The 18275-nt window shown below is 66.8% G+C and carries 16 protein-coding genes; 11 read left to right on the top strand and 5 right to left on the bottom strand.

Annotation, left to right across the window (positions count from 1 at the left end; genetic code table 11):
- Positions 1–9 precede the first annotated feature (9 nt).
- Entirely contained in the window at positions 10–1008 is a 999-nt protein-coding gene (locus ACO1BU_RS16055; protein ID WP_424136975.1) for a Bug family tripartite tricarboxylate transporter substrate binding protein, read from the bottom strand.
- A gap of 239 nt (positions 1009–1247) precedes the next feature.
- Here ACO1BU_RS16055 and ACO1BU_RS16060 point away from each other — a divergent pair, with 239 nt between their 5' ends.
- Positions 1248–2204 (top strand): acetyl-CoA carboxylase carboxyltransferase subunit alpha, encoded by a 957-nt coding sequence (locus ACO1BU_RS16060; RefSeq protein ID WP_424136976.1) that lies wholly within the window; start codon positions 1248–1250, stop codon positions 2202–2204.
- Positions 2201–2548 (top strand): hypothetical protein, encoded by a 348-nt coding sequence (locus tag ACO1BU_RS16065; RefSeq protein ID WP_424136977.1) that lies wholly within the window; start codon positions 2201–2203, stop codon positions 2546–2548. Before ACO1BU_RS16060 ends, ACO1BU_RS16065 begins: the two co-directional genes overlap by 4 nt.
- A 26-nt stretch (positions 2549–2574) precedes the next feature.
- Here ACO1BU_RS16065 and ACO1BU_RS16070 read toward each other — a convergent pair whose 3' ends face one another.
- Positions 2575–2952 (bottom strand): hypothetical protein, encoded by a 378-nt coding sequence (locus ACO1BU_RS16070; RefSeq protein WP_424136978.1) that lies wholly within the window; start codon positions 2950–2952, stop codon positions 2575–2577.
- 97 nt (positions 2953–3049) lie between these two features.
- Positions 3050–4147, bottom strand: coding sequence for a bifunctional DNA-binding transcriptional regulator/O6-methylguanine-DNA methyltransferase Ada (gene ada, locus ACO1BU_RS16075; protein WP_424136979.1), 1098 nt, complete (start codon positions 4145–4147; stop codon positions 3050–3052).
- A gap of 375 nt (positions 4148–4522) precedes the next feature.
- Between ada and ACO1BU_RS16080 the strand changes: the two genes are divergently transcribed.
- The 5 genes from ACO1BU_RS16080 to ACO1BU_RS16100 all read left to right on the top strand — a co-directional run bounded on the left by ACO1BU_RS16080 (position 4523) and on the right by ACO1BU_RS16100 (position 10809).
- On the top strand, positions 4523–6187 hold the full coding sequence (locus tag ACO1BU_RS16080) for an AMP-binding protein (RefSeq protein ID WP_424136980.1): 1665 nt from the start codon (positions 4523–4525) through the stop codon (positions 6185–6187).
- Positions 6184–7362, top strand: a complete 1179-nt coding sequence (locus tag ACO1BU_RS16085) for an acetyl-CoA C-acyltransferase (protein WP_424136981.1) — start codon at positions 6184–6186, stop codon at positions 7360–7362. Before ACO1BU_RS16080 ends, ACO1BU_RS16085 begins: the two co-directional genes overlap by 4 nt.
- 10 nt (positions 7363–7372) lie before the next feature.
- On the top strand, positions 7373–8575 hold the full coding sequence (locus tag ACO1BU_RS16090) for an acyl-CoA dehydrogenase family protein (protein ID WP_424136982.1): 1203 nt from the start codon (positions 7373–7375) through the stop codon (positions 8573–8575).
- 12 nt (positions 8576–8587) lie between these two features.
- Complete coding sequence (locus ACO1BU_RS16095; RefSeq protein WP_424136983.1) at positions 8588–9727, top strand: acyl-CoA dehydrogenase family protein; 1140 nt, start codon at positions 8588–8590, stop codon at positions 9725–9727.
- Between the two features lie 98 nt (positions 9728–9825).
- Positions 9826–10809: a Bug family tripartite tricarboxylate transporter substrate binding protein gene (locus tag ACO1BU_RS16100; RefSeq protein WP_424136984.1), complete on the top strand. Its 984-nt coding sequence runs from the start codon at positions 9826–9828 to the stop codon at positions 10807–10809.
- A 16-nt stretch (positions 10810–10825) separates the two neighbouring features.
- Here ACO1BU_RS16100 and ACO1BU_RS16105 read toward each other — a convergent pair whose 3' ends face one another.
- Both ACO1BU_RS16105 and ACO1BU_RS16110 read right to left on the bottom strand, forming a co-directional pair.
- On the bottom strand, positions 10826–11329 hold the full coding sequence (locus ACO1BU_RS16105; RefSeq protein ID WP_424136985.1) for a YkgJ family cysteine cluster protein: 504 nt from the start codon (positions 11327–11329) through the stop codon (positions 10826–10828).
- A gap of 190 nt (positions 11330–11519) precedes the next feature.
- Positions 11520–13313, bottom strand: coding sequence for a pectate lyase family protein (locus tag ACO1BU_RS16110; protein ID WP_424136986.1), 1794 nt, complete (start codon positions 13311–13313; stop codon positions 11520–11522).
- Between the two features lie 1165 nt (positions 13314–14478).
- Here ACO1BU_RS16110 and ACO1BU_RS16115 point away from each other — a divergent pair.
- The 4 genes from ACO1BU_RS16115 (at position 14479) to ACO1BU_RS16130 (ending at position 18274) form a co-directional block, all read left to right on the top strand.
- The gene (locus tag ACO1BU_RS16115) at positions 14479–15255 is read left to right on the top strand and encodes an ABC transporter permease (RefSeq protein WP_424136987.1); all 777 of its coding nucleotides are present in this window, start codon (positions 14479–14481) and stop codon (positions 15253–15255) included.
- Entirely contained in the window at positions 15252–15917 is a 666-nt protein-coding gene (locus ACO1BU_RS16120; RefSeq protein WP_424136988.1) for an ABC transporter ATP-binding protein, read from the top strand. The genes ACO1BU_RS16115 and ACO1BU_RS16120 overlap by 4 nt, the downstream gene beginning before the upstream one ends.
- Positions 15910–17148, top strand: a complete 1239-nt coding sequence (locus ACO1BU_RS16125) for a KpsE/RkpR family capsule polysaccharide export protein (RefSeq protein WP_424136989.1) — start codon at positions 15910–15912, stop codon at positions 17146–17148. The genes ACO1BU_RS16120 and ACO1BU_RS16125 overlap by 8 nt, the downstream gene beginning before the upstream one ends.
- Before the next feature lie 130 nt (positions 17149–17278).
- Entirely contained in the window at positions 17279–18274 is a 996-nt protein-coding gene (locus ACO1BU_RS16130; RefSeq protein WP_424136990.1) for an SDR family NAD(P)-dependent oxidoreductase, read from the top strand.
- Position 18275 lies beyond the last annotated feature (1 nt).

An 18275-nucleotide genomic window follows, 5' to 3' on the forward strand; every position in this document is an offset into this window, starting at 1 on the left:
TGTCCTTTCCTATTCGACTTGCAGCCGCAGCTCCGCCACCAGCGGGCGGATCTGGGCGACCTGTTCCGCCACGGCTTGGCGCAGCTCGGCGGGGGAGGAGCCGACCGGCTCAGCCCCGACTTCGGCCATGCGGCGGCGTATCTCGGGCTGGGCCGCCGCCGTGGCGATCTCGCGTTGGAGGCGCATCACCACCGGCTCCGGTGTGCCGGCCGGGGCGAAGAAGCCGTTCCAGCCGCGCAACTCCATATTGGGAAAGCCCTGTTCCCGCACCGTGGGCACATCGGGCAGGGCGGCGGAGCGCTGGGCGGCCAGGGTCGCCATGGGCTTGAGCGCTCCGGCGCGGACATGGGGCAGGGCGGTGGAGAGCTGGTCCCCGCCGAAATGGATGCGGCCGGCGACCATTTCCTGAACCAGCGGCGCGGCGCCGCGGAAGGGCACGTGCTCCATGTTGATGCCGGCGTCGCGCTTCAGCACCTCGCCCGCCAGGTTCATGATGCTGCCCGGGCCGGTGGAGCCGTAGAACAGGCCGGACTGGCCCGGCCGCTTCGCATAGGCGACGAATTCCCGGAGGTCCTTCGCCGGCACGGCGGAGGCGGCGACGAGCAGCATCGGCACATTGGCGGCCAGCGAGACGGGGGTGAAGTCACGCTCGATGGCATGCGGCGCGCGGTTGGCGAGCTGGAGCGCCACGGTTGTGGAACTGAAGGTCAGGTTGTGAAAGAGCAGCGTGTGCCCGTCCGGCGCTGCCTTCGCGACCACATCCGCGCCGATCGAGCCGCCGGCACCGCCGCGGTTCTCCACCACCACGGCCTGGCCCATTCCCTCCGTCATGCGCTGGGCGAAGAGGCGGGCGAGCATGTCTGTGGTGCCGCCAGCGGGGAAGGGGACGACCACGCGGATCGGCCGATCCGGGAAGCTTCCCTGGGCGCGGGCGATGTGGGGCAGGGGCAGCGCGGCGGCTGCGAGGGTGGCGCCGAGCAGTGATCGGCGCCGGGTGAACATGGCCATGAACGTCTCTCCGTCTCGCTCCGCCCGTGTTTCCGGACGGTTACGATGAGCCTAGATCGGTTACAGGCAGGACAGGAACCCGTTTTGCATGACAGATCGCGCCGCGGGTGGCTGGCGGAGCTTCCTGCCCGGCTTCGCCTCCCCGGGGGAGGATGCCGGCGGGACCGGCGGCCAGCTCCAACTCTTCCCCCCCGCCTTGCCATGGGTTAAGCCCGCCGCGCCCCGGACCGGACTTTTGGATGCGTCACTTCCTGGATTTCGAGAAACCGATCGCCGAGCTGGAAGGCCAGATCGAGGAGCTGCGCCGTACCACTGATGCCGGCGGCATCGACGTTGCCGACGAGATCGGCAAGCTGCGCGACAAGGCAGAGAAGCTGCTGGCCGCGACCTATGCCAAGCTTTCGCCCTGGCAGAAGGCCCAGGTGGCGCGGCATCCGGATCGACCGAAATGCCTGGCCTATATCGCCGGGCTGATCGAGGACTTCACGCCGCTGGCCGGCGACCGCGCCTTTGCCGACGACCAGGCCATGGTCGGCGGGCTCGGCCGTTTCCGGGGTCGTTCCGTGATGGTGCTGGGCATCGAGAAGGGCTCGGATACCGAGAGCCGCATCAAGCACAATTTCGGCAGCCCCCGGCCGGAGGGCTACCGCAAGGCGCGGCGCCTGATGGAGCTGGCGGGCCGCTTCAACCTGCCCATTCTCTCCTTTGTGGACACAGCCGGCGCCTTCCCGGGCGTGGAGGCGGAGGCGCGCGGGCAGGCCGAGGCCATCGCCCGTTCCATCGAGGCCGGGCTTGAGGCGCCGGTGCCCTTCGTCGCGACGATCATTGGGGAGGGCGGCTCGGGCGGCGCCATCGCCATCGCGGCGGCGGACCGGGTGCTGATGCTGGAGCACTCCATTTATAGCGTGATCAGCCCGGAGGGCTGCGCCAGCATTCTGTGGCGTGATTCTGCCCAGGCCGCGACGGCCGCGGAGGCGCTGCGCCTGACCGCCGATGACCTGAAGCGCCTGAACCTGGTGGACAGCGTCGTGCCCGAGCCCATGGGCGGCGCGCATCGCGAAGCCGCGATGATGGTCGCGAGAGTTGGTGACCAGATCGAGGCTTGCCTGACGCCTCTGCTGGAACTGGACGGTGCCACGCTGAAGGCGCGCCGGCGCGAAAAGTTCCTGGAGATGGGCCGGACCGGCTTGGTGTGACGCAGCCGGCGCGATCGCCGGGGGTCGTTGCGCTGCGCCTTTTGGTGCTGGCAGGGCTTCTGGCGATGGCGGGGGTGGCGCTGCTCGGCATTCCCGGCGCGCTTTGGCTCGCGGTGGCGTCCCCGCTGGCGGGGCTGTTCACGGATCGGCAGGCCGGTGCGGATGCCGGATGGCCTATGGCCATCGTCCAGACCCTGGCCTGGCCCTTTGGCTTGCCGCTCGCCTATCTCGGTGCGGCCGGGTGGCGGTCGCCGGGGCGGCGCCTGGCCGTCACCCTCGCAGGTACGGCGACGCTGGCCTTGCTGCTGGCTGTTGCCTTGCAGATCTCGGCCGGGCGGGTCTGAGGCGCCAGGGGCGGCAAGCGCCGGGGTCAGCGATGCCAGCCGTGGCGGTGGTATCCACCGCGATGGCCGTAATACCGTCCGTGGCCCCGGTAGTGGCCACGCCCCCGATAGCCCCGGTCCCCGCTGCTGGCGATGGCGGCCCCGGCGACGGCGCCCAGCAAGCCGGCAGCCACGGCGGTACCCACCGCGGCGTTCTGCTGGGACTGATAGGCCTCGGCATTCGCGGCAGGCGCCAGGGCCTGGTAGTCCGCGCAGGCCTGCGGAATACCCTGCTGGCAGGCATAGGCCGCATTGTTCGCCTGTTCCTGATATGGGCCAGGCACCGGCGCACAGGAAACGACCATGCTGCCGGTTGTCAGCAATGCGGCGAGGCGGAAGGCGAAGCGGTGTCGTTGGCTGTTCATGGGCTAGCGATTCCTTACAGCGTTTTTATACCTAACGCTGCCCCATGAAGGCGGTTCATGGAACGATGTCAGAACGTTCCTGGAAGGCGCTATCTGGTCACTCGCCCGGAATGGCTGCCTCCCGTGCCAGCAGGGTTCGCTTGCGCTCAATGCCCCAGCGATAGCCGGAAAGCCCGCCATCGCTGCGCACCACCCGGTGGCAGGGAATGGCTACGGCGAGCGCGTTCGCGCCGCAGGCTGCACCCACCGCGCGCACCGCGGCGGGTGCTCCGATGCGGCGCGCGATCTCGGCATAGCTCACGGTCATGCCGGCGGGGATGTCACGCAGCGCCCGCCAAACCCGCTGCTGGAAAGCGGTGCCGCGCAGGTCCAGCGGAAGGTCCAGGCCAATGCCGGGTGCTTCTACAAAGCCGACCACCTGGGCGACCAGCGCTTCGAATTCCGGGTCGCCGCCAATCAGTTCCGCCTGGGGGAAGCGATCCTGCAGGTCACGCAGCAGTGCGGCCGGATCATCGCCCAGCAGGATGGCGCAAACGCCCTTGTCGCTGCTGGCCACCAGGATGGAGCCCAGTGAGCATTCGCCCAAGGCGAAGCGGATCACCGCCTTGGCGCCGCCGCGGCGATACGCGCTGGGCGGCATGCCCAGCATGGACGGAGCCTTTTCATAGAAGCGGCTGCTGGTGCTGAAGCCGGCCTCGTAAATCGCCTCGGTCACGGTGCCGTTCCGCGCCAGCGCCTCCCGCGCGCGCCGGGCTCGGTGCGCGGCGGCGTAGTCCTTCGGCGTCAGTCCGGTGATGGATTTGAAGACGCGGTGAAAATGGTGGGGGCTCATCCCCGCGGCCTTCGCCAGGGCGGCGAGGGGAGGCGGTTCCTCCGCCGCCTCGATCATGCGGCAGGCCTCGGCCACCCGGGCCGCATGCCGCTCCCGCTGCGGGGGGGCGTCCGGCCGGCAGCGCTTGCAGGGGCGGAAGCCGGCGGCCTCGGCCTCCGCAGGAGTGGCGTGGAAACGGACATTGCGGGGGTTGGCCAGGCGCGCGGCGCAGGAGGGGCGGCAATACACACCGGTGGTCCGAACGGAATAGACAAAGCTGCCATCCATCCGGGCGTCGCGGGCCATCACCGCGAACCAGCGCGGGTCCTGCTCCGCAAGGCTGCTCTCGGCGGGCCTCTCCAGGCCCTTCAGAGGGGCATTCATAGGCGCTGTCTCTTTGATGCCGTGGATGATGGGGCTTGATCGGCCATTCCGCCCAGTGCCCGCATCCCGGCCCTTGCGGTCAAATCGGTTTTCCCGCCGCGCTGGTGAGGAAAGCGGAGGCAGACCCGGCATCGCTCAATGGTCCGGCGCCGCCGATCGTGATGCAGGCGGCGCCTGGGCACCGGCTCATGGTCACTTCGCTGGCCCGGCTTCTTGACCCGACGAGGTGCCTGTCGGATACCGCATGAGAATTCAGCAGAACGTATTTTCGCAGTGCGGAATTCGAAAAGATTTCTGGGGGAACGCGATGCTGCAGCCCGGTGCAGGGTCAGCGGTAATGATGGATCCGGTGTCCTCTCCGGGGAGCAGGGCGGCATGACCATGGGGCGACGCCCCTGGGAGGCATCCTATCCCCCCGACTGCCGCTGGGACGCCCCGCTGAAGGTCGGCACGCTCGGTGGGCTGCTGGACGCCGCGGTGGCGCGCTGGTCCGACCGGCCGGCGCTCGAATACCGGGGGCAGCGCGTGACCTACGCCGCGCTTGGCGCCGCTGTGGACCGCCTGGCGGCCGGGTTGTTGGGCCTGGGCGTGGCGAAGGATCAGCCAGTGGGTCTGCTGCTGCCCAACACGCCCTGGCACCCCGTCTGTTTTCTGGCTCTCACCCGGCTGGGTGCGCGCGTGGTGCATCTCAGCCCGCTGGATGCGAAGCGCGTGCTGCGCCACAAGCTGACCGATAGCGGCGCGCGGATCGTGATCACCACCGACCTGCCGGGATTGCTGCCCAACGCGCTGGACCTGCTCGATTCCGGCACCGTGGATCGCGTGCTGCTGGGCGAGGATGCCGCCTGGGGCGGCGATCCGGGGGAGGCGGATCCCCGCGTTATCTCCCTTTCCTCCCTGGCTGCCGAACCTCCGGCATCCTGGCCCGCCGTCTCGCCCGGGGATGTCGCGCTGCTGCAATATACCGGCGGCACCACGGGCATGCCCAAAGGCGCCATGCTGACGCATGGCAACCTGACCGCCGCCGTCAGCACCTATCAAAACTGGCAGGATGGCGGCGTGCTGGTGCAGGGCGAGCAGCGCGTGCTGGGTGTGCTGCCGCTGTTCCATATCTATGCGCTGACGACCGTGCTGCTGCGCCACCTGGCGGATGGCAACGAGATTCTGCTGCGCCCGCGCTTCGATGCGGAGGCGACGCTGCGCGATATCGAGGCGCAGCGTGTGACGGTGTTTTCGGGCGTGCCAACGATCTGGATCGGGCTGCTGAACCATCCGGGGGCGTCGGGCTACGACATGTCCTCGCTGCGGCTCTGCGTATCCGGCGGCGCGCCGCTGCCCTTCGACGTGGCGGCGCGGGTGGAGGCGTTGCTCGGCCAGCGGCTGCGCATCGGCTGGGGCATGACGGAAACCGGGCCCGCCGGCACGCGCGTGCCCGTGGCGGCCACGCCGCGCCCGGGCATCATCGGCCTGCCGCTGCCGGGGGTGGAGATGCGGATCGTCGCGCTGGATGATCCCGGCCGCGAACTGCCGCCCGGCGAGGTGGGGGAGATGGCCATCCGCGGCCCGACCGTCTTCGCCGGCTACTGGAACCAACCTGCCGAGACCGAGGCCGCCTTCCGGGACGGCTGGTTCCTGACCGGCGATATCGGCCGGATGGAGCCGGACGGGATGTTCTTCATCATGGACCGGCGGAAGAACATGATCATCTCCGGCGGCTTCAACGTGTATCCGGCCGCCATCGAGTCCGCGATCTATGAGCATCCGGACGTGACCGAGGTGATCGTGATCGGCATTCCCGATCCCTATCGCGGCCAGTCCGCCAAGGCCTTCGTCACGCTGCGCCCGGGCGCGCCGGAGCTGACGCTGGACGCGCTGAAGGTCTTCCTGCGAGACCGTGTCGGCCGGCATGAGATGCCCGCCGCACTGGAACTGCGCGAGACCCTGCCCCGTTCCCCCGCTGGCAAGCTGATGGCCAGCACCCTCATTGCCGAGGAGCGCGCCCGCGCTGCCGCGGCCCAGCCGGAAAGCGCCAAGCCATGACAGAAGCCGTCATTGTCGCCACAGCCCGCACGCCGATCGGCAAGGCGCATCGCGGAGCCTTGAACAACACCCACGGCGCCGACATGGCCGCCCACACCATCAGCGCCGTGATGCAGCGCGCGAAGCTGGAGCCGGAGGGCGTCGAGGAGGTGATTTTCGGCTGCGGCTATCCCGAGGGTGCGACGGGCGGCAATGTCGCGCGCCATGCGGCGATCCGCGCGGGCATCCCGGTGTCCTCCGCCGGTGTCACCGTCAGCCGGTTCTGCGCTTCCGGCCTGGAGGCGATCGCCCATGCGGCCAAGCGCATCATCGTGGACAAGGTGCCCGTCACCATTGCGGGCGGGGTGGAGTCGATCAGCCTCGTTCAGCCCACGGTGAACCGGAACCATTACCGGAACGCCTGGCTGGAGGCGAACAAGCCCAGCATCTACGACACGATGATCGACACGGCCGATCTGGTGGCCGAGCGCTACGGTGTTTCACGCCAGGCGCAGGACGAGTTCGCACTGGAGAGCCAGCGCCGCACGGCAGCCGCCCAGCAGGCCCGGCGCTTCGACGACGAGATCGTGCCTTTCACCACCGTGATGAAGGTGACGGACAAGGCGACCGGCGAGACGCGCGAGGAGACGGTCACCCCCTCCAAAGATGAGGGCAACCGGCCCGATACCTCGATCGAGGGCCTGTCCAAGCTGAAGCCGGTGAAGGAGGGCAAGTTCATCACGGCCGGCAATGCCAGCCAGCTCTCGGATGGCGCCAGCGCCAGCGTGCTGATGTCGTCGGATGAGGCAGCCCGGCGCGGCCTGGCGCCGCTGGCCATCTTCCGCGGCTATGCCACGGCCGGCTGTGAGCCGGAGGAGATGGGCATCGGTCCCGTCTTCGCTGTGCCGCGCCTGCTGGCCCGTCACGGCCTGAAGGTGGAGGACATCGATCTCTGGGAGCTGAACGAGGCCTTCGCTTCGCAGTCCATCTATTGCCGTGACAAGCTGGGCATTGATCCGGAAAAGGTGAACGTCAATGGCGGAGCCATCTCCATCGGCCACCCCTTCGGCATGAGCGGCGCGCGGCTGGTGGGCCATGCCGTGCTGGAGGGCCGCCGCCGGAATGCCAAATACGCGGTGGTGACCATGTGTGTCGCGGGCGGCCAGGGTGCCGCCGGCCTGATCGAGATCGTCTGAGGAGCCTGGAATGGAACTCCGCTTCACGCCCGAGGAGATCGCCTTCCGCGACGATCTCCGCCGCTTCTTCCGCGAGAAGATCCCCGCTGAGATCCGCCAGAAGGTCGCGGAGGGGCGTCATCTCGACAAGGAAGACATCGCCACCTCCCACCGCATCCTGAATGCGCATGGGCTGGCGACGCCCAACTGGCCCGTGGCCTGGGGTGGCAAGGACTGGTCCCCTGTCCAGCGCTATATCTATACCGAGGAGCTGCAGCGCGCCGCCGTGCCGCTGCCCTTGCAGTTCAACGTCTTCATGGTTGGCCCGGTGATCGCGGCCTTTGGATCGGAAGAGCAGAAGAAGAAGTTCCTTCCGGCCACCGCCAATCTCGATATCTGGTGGTGCCAGGGTTTCTCCGAGCCGGGCGCCGGCTCCGACCTCGCCTCGCTCAAGACGCGGGCGGAGAAGAGGGACGGGAAGTACATCGTCTCCGGCCAGAAAGCCTGGACGACGCTGGGCCAGCATGCCGACTGGATCTTCTGCCTGGTCCGCACGGATCGCGAGGCGAAGAAGCAGAAGGGCATTTCCTTCCTGCTGATCGACATGAAGACCCCCGGCATCACCGTGCGCCCCGTCATCACCATCGATGGTGCGCATGAGGTGAACGAGGTCTTCTTCGACGAGGTGGAGGTGCCCGCCGAGAATCTGGTGGGCGAGGAGAACAAGGGCTGGGACTACGCCAAGTTCCTGCTTGCGAATGAGCGCACGGGCATCGCGCGCATCGGCCTTTCCAAGCAGCGCCTGGCCCGCGCCAAGCGCCTGGCGCGCGAGACCGATTTCGGTGGCGGCGTGCTGTGGGACGATCCTGATTTCCGCCGCCGCGTGGCCGAGATCGAGGTGGGGCTGAAGGCGCTGGAGATCACCCAGATGCGCGTGGTGGCGAACCAGCGCCATCGTGACGCCGACAAGCCCGATCCGGCCTCCTCCATCCTGAAGATCAAGGGATCGGAGCTGCAGCAGGCCACGACCGAGCTGCTGCTGGAAGTGGCCGGCCCTTATGCCATCCCGGCGCCGGAGCATGACCAGCCCGAGGGCTGGAACGAACCGGCTGTTTCGCCGGCCTGGGCGGATGCGGCCGCGCCGCTCTACTTCAATTACCGCAAGGTCTCGATCTATGGCGGCTCGAACGAGATCCAGCGGAACATCATCGCCAAAGCCTTCCTGGGCCTCTGAGGGGACACGCGCGTGGACTTCGACCTGACCGAGGAACAGCGCCTCCTGAAGGAGAGCGTGGACCGCTTCGCGGCGGATAAGGCGCGCGATCCGGGCGCCCATGGCGCGGCGCCGGATGATGCCGCGCTTTGGAGCGGCATCGCGGAACTGGGCCTGCTCGCCGTTCCCTTCTCCGAGGAGGAGGGCGGCATTGGCGGCGGCCCGGTGGAGACGATGATCGTGATGGAGGCGCTGGGTCGTGGCCTGATCACCGCTCCCTATCTTTCGACCGTGGTACTGGGCGGCGGCTTCCTGCGCCTGGGTGGCACGGAGGCGCAGCGCCAGGAGTTCATCCCGCAGGTGGTGGATGGCTCCCTGACCATCGCCTTTGCTCAGCTGGAGAAGCAGTCGCGCTACGACCTGTTCGACGTGGCCACCACGGCGAAGCGGGACGGCGATGGCTATGTGCTGAACGGCCAGAAGGGCGTGGTGCTGGGTGGCGACACGGCGGGGCTGCTGGTGGTGACCGCCCGCACGGCCGGCGGACGACGCGACCGTGACGGGATTACCCTGTTCCTGGTGGATGGCGAGGCGCAGGGCGTGACCCGCCGCGGTATGCCGAGCCAGGACGGGCAGCGCGTGGCGGAAATCAGCCTGGACAATGTCCGCGTGCCCGCGGACCGCGTGCTGGGGACGGTGGATGGCGGGTTTCCGCTCGCTGAGCAGGTGGTGGATGTGGCGTTAGCCGCCCTTTGTGCCGACAGCCTGGGCGCCATGGAGGAACTGCAACGCGTTACCGTGGATTACCTGAAGACGCGCCAGCAATTCGGCGTCGCCATCGGCAGCTTCCAGGCGCTGCAGCACCGCGCGGCCGACATGCTGGTGGCGGTGGAGCAGGCGCGCTCCATGGCCATGTATGCGGCCATGATGGCGGAGGAGACCAATGCTGCGGAGCGTCGCCCCGCCATCGCGGCGGCCAAGGCCCAGGTGAACCGCTCCGGCCGGCAGGTGGGACAGGAGGCGGTGCAGCTTCATGGTGGCATCGCGATGACCTGGGAGTACAAGGCTGGCCACTACTTCAAGCGGCTGACGGCCAATGAGCTGCTGTTCGGCGATACCGACCACCATCTGCGCGCCGTGATGGAGCGAGGTGGGCTGGTCGAGGAGGTCTGAGCGCGGAGGCCCGGCCTAGGCCGGGCTGCCACCGCCCGCTTTCGGGCGGGCCGGATCAGAAGAAGGGCCGAACGCCCAATTTACGGAGAAGCGATCCAATGACAGTTTCCCCCATCGGCCGCCGCAGCGCGCTCGGCCTTGGCTTGGGCGCGGCCGTCGCGTCAGCCCTGGCGCGCCCAGCCGTCGCCCAGGGGCGGTTTCCCGACAAGTCCATCCGCATGATCGTGCCCTGGTCACCCGGGGGCGCCAGCGACATCCTCATGCGCGTCCTGTCTGAGCAGGCGTCCAAGCGTCTCGGCCAGCCGGTGGTGGTGGAGAATAAGTCCGGCGCCGGCGGCATCCTGGGCGCCCAGCTCGTGGCCAGCTCGCGGCCCGATGGCTACATTCTGACCCAGACCCCGATCTCGGTCTTCCGCTACCCGCAGATGGTGGCGCGCCCGCCCTTCGATCCGATGAAGGACATCACCTACATCGCGCAGATCACGGGCTATCTGTTCGGCGTGGTCGTGCGGGCGGACGCCCCCTGGCAGAGCTTCCGCGACCTGGTGGCCTATGCGAAGGCCAATCCGGGCAAAATCAGCTACGGCACGCCGGGCGCCGGCACCTCGCTGCACATCACCATGGAGCAGATCGCGGCGAAGGAGGGGGTGGAATGGACGCATGTGCCCTTCCGCGGCGCTTCTGAGAACATGCAGTCGCTCCTGGCGGGCGATACGCAGGTTTCCGCCGAAACCAGCGCCTGGGCCGAGCTGGTGCAGTCCGGCCAGTTCCGTCTTCTCTGTACCTGGGGCGCCGAGCGGGCGAAGCGCTTCCCGAATGCGCCGACGCTGAAGGAGCTGGGGATCGATATCGTCTCCACCTCCCCCTATGGCGTCGGCGGCCCGGCAGGCCTGGACCCTGCCGTGGTGCGCGTTCTGGAGAACGCCTTCCGTGAGGCCGCGCAGGATCCGGCCCATGTGGCCATGCTGGAGCGCTACGACATGACTCCGGCCTTCCTGGGCAGCGCTGATTATACGGCCGCGGCGCGCAGGCAGTATGAGGAAGACGGCGCGATGATCCGTCGCCTTGGCCTGAAGGCCTGAGGCTGGTGGGCGGCCCTCAGCCCGCCGGGCTGTTGGCCGCCGCGCTTTCGAGGACCGCGGCGCTGTCCAGCAGGAGCTGCTGGTGGGCCTCCATCAGGCGCTGCGATTCCGCGGCTGTCAGCTTGCGGGCCGGGCCGCGGCCCTTTGGGCAGGTCAGCTGGGGATGCTCCACGGCGCCGAAAAGCCGGCAGATCAGCGGGCGGTCGGCATGGATCGCGCAATGGCCCTCGGCGGCATAGGGGCAGGTGAGGCAGGCGCCCTCGGCATGGCGCTTCTCGGCCACCTGGGCCCATTCCCACCCGGTCATTGCGATGGCGCCACAGCAGGCCGTGCAGCCTGGCTCGCATTCGAAGGACGGAATCTGCGCATAAAGGGCCCGGTGCCGGGCCGCGAGCTCCTCCCGGGAGGGAAGGGGCCGGGATGGTTGGGCCGTCACCCGGCTTTCCAGCAGGCGCGCGAAGGGGTGCGGGGCCTCGAAGGGGCCCCGAACCACGCCTTGCGCTGCTCCGGTCATTGCCATGGGGCGCAAACTGCGCCAGCGCAGGCTGATTGATCCAAGCCAGACTGGTCCATTCTGGCTCGGGCGCCACCGGCGGGCGCTTCCTTTTCCTTGAGCATCTTCGATTCACATAGGGCTGCGCTGAATACTTCGCCCCGCCACCTGGAAGGCGGATTCAGGCCTTCGCGCGGAACTGCGTTCCAGCTGTCCTCTAGAGGACGAAGTCACTGGCCGTCAGCGTGTGATGACCTTCCAGTAAAACCTGGAAGTCGGCCTTGCCATCCCCGGTCACATCGGCCTCGACCCGCGTTTCACCGGAAACCTGAATAGCGTGGAGCTCCCCTGCCTTCCCTGAGAAGCCGCGGCTGCCGATCCAGGTGAAGTCCTGGTCGCCGCCCGAGCTGGGGCGGGCATCGATCTCGGAAAGGTCGATCAGGTCGCCCTTTCTGAAATCAGAAATGGTGTCCTCCTGGTGTCTCGCCTCGGAGTCCGTGAAGCTGGTGTAGATAAAGCGGTCGTTCCCGGTGCCGCCTGTCAGGGTGTCGGCGCCCTGGCCTCCGGTCAGGCGGTCATTTCCGCTCTCGCCGATGAGCGTGTCGCGGTCGTCCCCCCCGGCCAGGATGTCGTTTCCCCCGCCGCCATTCGAGGTGTCGATGCCCTTGCCGCCGTCGAGCCTGTCGTTATCTGTCCCTCCGGCCAAGGTGTCGTTGCCATCGCCGCCGCGCAGGCTGTCCTCGCCAGGCCCGCCCTCTAGCTTGTCGTGCCCGGCCGCGCCCTCAATGAGGTCCTTGCCCGAGCCTCCATCCAGGCGGTCGTCGTCCTTTTCCCCGAGCAGCTTGTCGTCGCCGCTTCCTCCGTCCAGGTGGTCCTTGCCCGTGCCGCCGATCAGCTTGTCGTTCCCGTCGCCGCCCAGAATAGTGTCGTTGCCGCTGCCGCCATCGAGCGTGTCAGCTCTGGCCGAGCCTACGAGGCGATCGGCCTTTGAACTGCCTGCAGTGCTTTCCTGCGGCTCTGGATGGGCAGGCGCGCCGGGCTTTTCGGGAGCGGAGGAGCTGCCCCCGCCGTCATGCGAGGAGCCGAGCTTGCCCACGCCGGCATGGCTCAGGACGTTCGCTTTCACCTTGGCGGTGGGATCGAGCGTATAGTCGTAGGGCACTTCGTAATTCGTGGTGGACTTGCCATTGGCGGCGCTGGCCTCGTGCCTGCCGACCTTGCTCCAGGTAACGTGCTCGAAGGCGTTGCCGCTGAGGTTCCAGTATCCGATCTGCTTGCTGTCGACGCTGACGATGGGATTGTGGGCATTCTCGAAGACGTTGTTTTCGATCAGCCCCTTCGCGCCCATGCGCAAATTGATCGCTGAGCTTTCTACATCCGAATAGTAATTATTGTAGACGTGGACATACCCGTCGCGGACGCTTGGTGCACGGGAGCCGATATTCTCGAACACGTTGTCGTTGTAGGTGATGTAGCGAGCGCCCTCATCGCTATCGCTGTAGCCGCTGAGCGAGACTTTGTGGTGATCGTGAAAGTAATTATTAGATACAGTGACGTACTCCACGCCCCTTTTCATATCGAGTAGTCCGTCGTAATAATCTTTGCCGGCGGACATGGAACTATAGAATTCGTTGTGATCCACCCAGATATTGTGGGATCCGCCCTCGATGCCGATCGCGTCCTTGGGGCCGCTTCTTACATCGTGTATCGAGAGATTTCGGAGAATGAGGTTCGACGAGCCGCCCTTGATCCGGATTCCGATGCCGTCCAGCTCCGCACCGTCGCCTGTGCCGATAATGGAGAGGTTGTGGACATCCACGAGGTCGATCACCTGGGCGCCGGTGTTGCCGGTGGTGATCTCGCCCTTCACATAAATCGTCAGCGGCTTCGAAGCGGCCTGGTCGATGGCAGCCAGCATCTGTTTGCCGGTGGAAACCGTGACGCTGGCTCCCCCGGCGCCACCCGCGGTGCCGCCATGGAGCGAGGCGAAGCCGTGAGCTTTGTCCGACATTCTCGATACATCCCCTTCTGCGCATCTGCGGATGCGCCCAATCTAGGATAAAAATCCTATCCGTCGCGTAGGCGGGAAGAAGAAGACGCTCTTTGACTGGACAATTTCCCCTATGCGCTAAGTTTGTTTTTGCCGTGCCAATAAGATCCGTGCATCAACGGACCCATCTCACCCCGCCTCGTGCGCTTTCGCTATCAGCATTGCGTGAGGCCGTGCAACCCGGAAGCAAGATCGACCACCACCATTAGCCGATGCCTCATCGGCTCACTCTAAAGTTATAGGAATAAAGAGCAGTGTTCGCGGATTGCGTGTTGGCCCCTCGCGCATAACGTGTTTCCAAGAAAAAACATCGCGCGCTTCATGGTGGGATCGCCCATGCCTGATCGCTCTGTGCCAGCGGGCCAAGAACTACAATGACGGTTCGGGCTGATCCGGACCGCGCGACCAGGGTGCTCCTGCCTCAGGGGTCCTTCATGCGTTCAAGGCGCCGCAGGCACTCCGGGCAGGTGACCGAGTCACCGGGCGGTTCTGCCCAACCGGAACCAGGGCCGGGTTCGTCGCCACAGAGTGACATCCGGTAGTAGGGCGTGACGGCATGAAAGACAGGGGAGCGGTCGCGACGAGGACGTCCTGCCTTACGAAGGGCCACGAAAGTGCGGCCGGCGACCAGGATGGTCTGCATGGGATCGTTCAACCTGCCAGGAAAGGCGATGAACCGGGGGTGGGGTAGGCCCGTCCGGGCCGCCGATGCCTTTGGGTTAGTGGCGCGGTGCCTCATGGGGCAAGGAGAGACGGGTTCAGAACCCACACCAGGATTGTTGCTTTTCTGACCCGCTGCTTTTCAATCCAGACGTGTTGGTAAACTTTCCGGGAGCGGCACTGGAAGTGCTGGTCCATGGTTGCGCAATGGCGGGGAGGGCGAGCGGATCTGCCTGCTCTGCCGGAAGGGAGCGCCGGGCGTGAATCGTGGCCAGCACTGGGCTTTATCGCACCTTCGCGCGCCAATTCTGATCGCATTCTGAACCAGACAACGCGTGCCGCGGGCCGGCATCGCGGCTACGGATGCTTGCAGAACAGCTCCGGTGATTCGAGCCATGACGCACCCGACGGCACAGGACAGATATAGAAGCGCCGCCGGCCCCGTGCTCCTGCACGGAGGGCGGCCGTGATCGCGTCGGCCCTCGCCAACCAGCGCCGCATCATCGGCGCCCTCATCCTGCGTGAGGCGCGCTCGCGTTTCGGCCGCACGCGCGTCGGGTATCTCTGGGCCCTGGCAGAGCCTATCTCGCATGTGCTGGTCATGTCGATCGTCTATTGGGCGATCAACCGCCGCGCGCCCGTGGGCGACAATGTCATCCTGTTCTTTGTGACGGGCGTACTGCCCTACTTCCTGTTCCAGAAGGTGGCGCGTGGCCTTGGCGGCTCGATCCGTGGCGGCCAGATGCTGCTGCGCCTGCCGCTGGTGAACGGCATGGACCTGCTGGTGGCGCGGGCGATCCTGGAAGCGATCACCTGGATCTGCGTCACCTTCCTTATCCTGGGCTTCATGGTTGCCACGGGGCGCGCGCATCTGCCGGACCATCCGCTGGTCTGTGCCGGCGCGGCGCTGGCCACATTCGGGCTCGGCTTCGGTATCGGCATGATCAATGCCGTCCTTATGACGCTGTGGAAATCCTGGGTGATGATCTTCCCGATGATCACCAAGCCTCTCTACCACTTCTCCGCCATCTTCTTCTTCATCGACCGCATTCCGGCCGACCTGCGCCGCTGGCTGTCGTGGAACCCGATGGTGCACGCGGTGCAGTGGTTCCGGGAGGGCTACATCACGGAGTATCACTCGGTGACGCTGGATCCCGACTACCTCCTGAAATGGGCGATCGCATCCATCCTCATCGGCCTCTGCCTTGAGCGGGTGACGCAGCGCCAGGTGCAGTCCGCATGATCGAGCTGCACCGTGTCACCAAGAGCCATCGCAGCCCCTATGGGCGGCAGAAGGTGCTCGACGAAATCTCCGCCATTTTCGACTGCACGACGGATGTCGGCATCCTCGGCGGCAACGGCTCAGGCAAGTCCACCCTGCTGCGGATCATCGCTGGCATGGACAAGCCCGACACCGGCTATGTCCGGCGTCACGTCCGGGTCTCCTTCCCGATCAGCTATGGCGGCGGCTTTCACCCGAACCTCTCGGCGCATGAGAACGTCCGCTTCATGGCCCGGCTCTATGGCGCCGACGAAGCTGGCGTCGCCCGCTTCGTGCGCGACTTCTCCGAGATCGGCTCTCACTTCGACCGGCCGATCACGACTTATTCGAACAGCATGAAGGCCCGCGTGGCCTTCGCCCTGAGCATGGCGATCGAGTTCGACGTGTACCTCGTGGACGAGGTTACTGCCGTCGGTGACGTCGCCTTCAAGCGCAAGTGCATCCAGGCGCTTACCGAACGCCGCAAGACAGCGAAGCTGATCATGGTTTCCCAGGCGGTGACCACGATTGGCCGGATCTGCGAGCAGGGTGCCATCCTCGAGGATGGCCGGCTCCACGTCTACGGCAGCATGGCCGATGCAATCCAGGCTTATGAAAACAACCTGATGGTGATGCATGTCTGACGTCCTTTCGCCGACCCCGAACCCGCTTCGACCGAGGCTCGATGCGGGTTCCGTCACCACGGAGCGCGCGGTAGCCCGCGGTGGCATCACGCTGCCGCAGCTTCCCCCGCCGCCGAAGCGGCGGCGGGGTGGGCTGCTGGTCTTCATCCTGATGGTGGTGGTGCCCACCATCGCCAGCTTCGTCTACTTCAACTTCTACGCCGCCAAGCAGTATGCGACGACCGCGGTCTTCGCCCTGCGTGTCGGTGAGGAGCGCGACGATACCGCCGCGCGCGAGGGATCGCTGACCGGCGCTTTCGGACCGCCCGCCAGCGGCGCGGCCGTGACCCAGTCCTACGGCCTGACGCGCTACATCACCTCTGCTCCGGCGATGGAGGACCTCAGCCGCAGGGGCGTGGATGTCCGGCGCATCCTGACCAACCCTATCGCCGACCCGCTGTTCCGCCTGCCGCCGGATGCAACTCCTGAGCAGCTCGTACGCGCCTGGCACCAGATGGTACGGGCGGAGTACGAGGTCACCAGCGGCGTGATCACGGTCAAGACCTATGCCTATACGCCGGAGGAATCGCTGGCCCTGACCAACGGGATCATCGCGGCCAGCGAGGGCATGATCAACGACGTCTCCTCCCGCGCCCACCAGGACTCGCTGCAATTCGCGGAGCGGGAGGTGAAGGCGGCCGAGGACAACCTGAATTCCGTTCGCCAGCGCCTGCAGGCCCTGCGGACGACCACCGGCGTGCTTGACCCGACCCGCGCCACCGCCTCCAACGGCGAACTGCAGTCCCGTCTGCGCCAGGACCTGATGCTGGCCGAGAGTCAGGCGGACAGCCTTCGTGCCTCCGGCGGGCAGAATAGCCCGGCCTTTGCGGCGGCGAGTGCCCGGGCCCGCGCGCTGCGCCAGCAGCTCAACGACCTGGAGCGCCAGGTGAGCCGGAACGCGCTGGACCGTCAGGGCTCGGACTGGGCCTCGATCATCGACCGGCACGAGGCCCTGCAGGCGGAACTGCAGCGGGCGCAGACGCGGCTGACGACGGCGACCGATAACCTGCAGATCGCCCGAACCAACGCTGTGCGGCAGGGCACCTATGTGCTGCCCTTCGTTCGGCCGGTAGCGGCGGTGGAGGCGTCCTTCCCGCAGCCCATCATCACGCCGCTGTTGGTGGCAGGCTGCGCCTTCCTGACTTGGGCGGCCACCATGCTGCTCTACTACGCGATCCGGGATCACGCCTGATCCCCGGCCCGGGGGGGGGCCCCCCGGGGCCGGCCCCGCCCCCCCCCCCCCCGCCCCCCCGGCCCCCCCCCCCCCCCCCCCCCCCCGGGCCCCGGCACCGCCGGCATCTGCGAATCCCTCTGGAGACACCATGCAGTATCTCGTCACGGGCACCGCGGGCTTCATCGGCTTTCATGTCGCCCGCCGGCTGCTGGCTGATGGTCATGACGTGACCGGCCTGGACGGGATGACCAACTACTATGACGTGAGGCTGAAGCGCCGGCGCCATGCAATGCTGATGGAGCATCCACGCTTCAAGGCCAATGAGTTCCTGCTGGAAGATACGGAGTCCCTGGCCCGGGTTGTGGATGAGGCCCGGCCCGACGTCATCATCCACCTCGCTGCCCAGGCGGGCGTACGCTACAGCATCGAGAACCCGCGGGCCTATATCGACTCCAACCTGATCGGCACCTTCAACGTGATCGAGCAGGCGCGGCGCTGCCGGGTCGGACATCTGATGATCGCCTCGACCTCCTCGGTTTATGGCGCGAACACGGAGATGCCCTTCAGCGAGGCGCACCGGACCGATCATCCACTGACGCTCTATGCCGCCACAAAGAAGGCGACCGAGGGCATGGCGCATTGCTACGCCCATCTCTGGTCCATCCCGACCACAGCCTTCCGCTTCTTCACGGTGTATGGCCCCTGGGGACGGCCAGACATGGCGCTGTTCCGCTTCACCGAGAACGCGCTGAAGGGCTTGCCGATCGACGTCTACAATCATGGCCGGATGCAGCGGGACTTCACCTATGTCGACGATCTGGTGGAGGCCATCATTCGGCTGGCGATGACGCCGCCGCGGAACGGCGAGGAAAAGGATCCGGGTGCAAGTCCGGCCGGACCCTACCGCGTGGTCAATATCGGCAATAGCGAGCCAGTGAACCTTATCGACTTCATCGAAGCGATCGAGCGCGCAACAGGCCGCGAGACCATCCGAAACTACATGGATATGCAACCCGGCGACGTGCCAGCCACCTGGGCGGATACAAGCGCTCTGCATTCGATTACGGATTTCCGGCCGCGAACGCCGGTCGCTGTCGGCGTGGCGGCTTTTGTCGACTGGTATCGCTCCTACTACCAGGTCTGAT

The organism is Roseomonas chloroacetimidivorans (assembly GCF_049629625.1).
Classification (GTDB): domain Bacteria; phylum Pseudomonadota; class Alphaproteobacteria; order Acetobacterales; family Acetobacteraceae; genus Roseomonas; species Roseomonas chloroacetimidivorans.

What these genes read in the sequence shown, in the direction of transcription:
- ada (WP_424136979.1), bottom strand. Translation starts at nt 4,147, where the DNA reads ATGAATGCCCCTCTGAAGGGCCTGGAGAGGCCCGCCGAGAGCAGCCTT.
- ACO1BU_RS16110 (WP_424136986.1), bottom strand. Translation starts at nt 13,313, where the DNA reads ATGTCGGACAAAGCTCACGGCTTCGCCTCGCTCCATGGCGGCACCGCG.
- ACO1BU_RS16070 (WP_424136978.1), bottom strand. Translation starts at nt 2,952, where the DNA reads ATGAACAGCCAACGACACCGCTTCGCCTTCCGCCTCGCCGCATTGCTG.
- ACO1BU_RS16100 (WP_424136984.1), top strand. Translation starts at nt 9,826, where the DNA reads ATGACAGTTTCCCCCATCGGCCGCCGCAGCGCGCTCGGCCTTGGCTTG.
- ACO1BU_RS16105 (WP_424136985.1), bottom strand. Translation starts at nt 11,329, where the DNA reads ATGGCAATGACCGGAGCAGCGCAAGGCGTGGTTCGGGGCCCCTTCGAG.
- ACO1BU_RS16090 (WP_424136982.1), top strand. Translation starts at nt 7,373, where the DNA reads ATGGAACTCCGCTTCACGCCCGAGGAGATCGCCTTCCGCGACGATCTC.
- ACO1BU_RS16085 (WP_424136981.1), top strand. Translation starts at nt 6,184, where the DNA reads ATGACAGAAGCCGTCATTGTCGCCACAGCCCGCACGCCGATCGGCAAG.
- ACO1BU_RS16055 (WP_424136975.1), bottom strand. Translation starts at nt 1,008, where the DNA reads ATGGCCATGTTCACCCGGCGCCGATCACTGCTCGGCGCCACCCTCGCA.
- ACO1BU_RS16080 (WP_424136980.1), top strand. Translation starts at nt 4,523, where the DNA reads ATGACCATGGGGCGACGCCCCTGGGAGGCATCCTATCCCCCCGACTGC.
- ACO1BU_RS16060 (WP_424136976.1), top strand. Translation starts at nt 1,248, where the DNA reads ATGCGTCACTTCCTGGATTTCGAGAAACCGATCGCCGAGCTGGAAGGC.
- ACO1BU_RS16130 (WP_424136990.1), top strand. Translation starts at nt 17,279, where the DNA reads ATGCAGTATCTCGTCACGGGCACCGCGGGCTTCATCGGCTTTCATGTC.
- ACO1BU_RS16120 (WP_424136988.1), top strand. Translation starts at nt 15,252, where the DNA reads ATGATCGAGCTGCACCGTGTCACCAAGAGCCATCGCAGCCCCTATGGG.
- ACO1BU_RS16125 (WP_424136989.1), top strand. Translation starts at nt 15,910, where the DNA reads ATGTCTGACGTCCTTTCGCCGACCCCGAACCCGCTTCGACCGAGGCTC.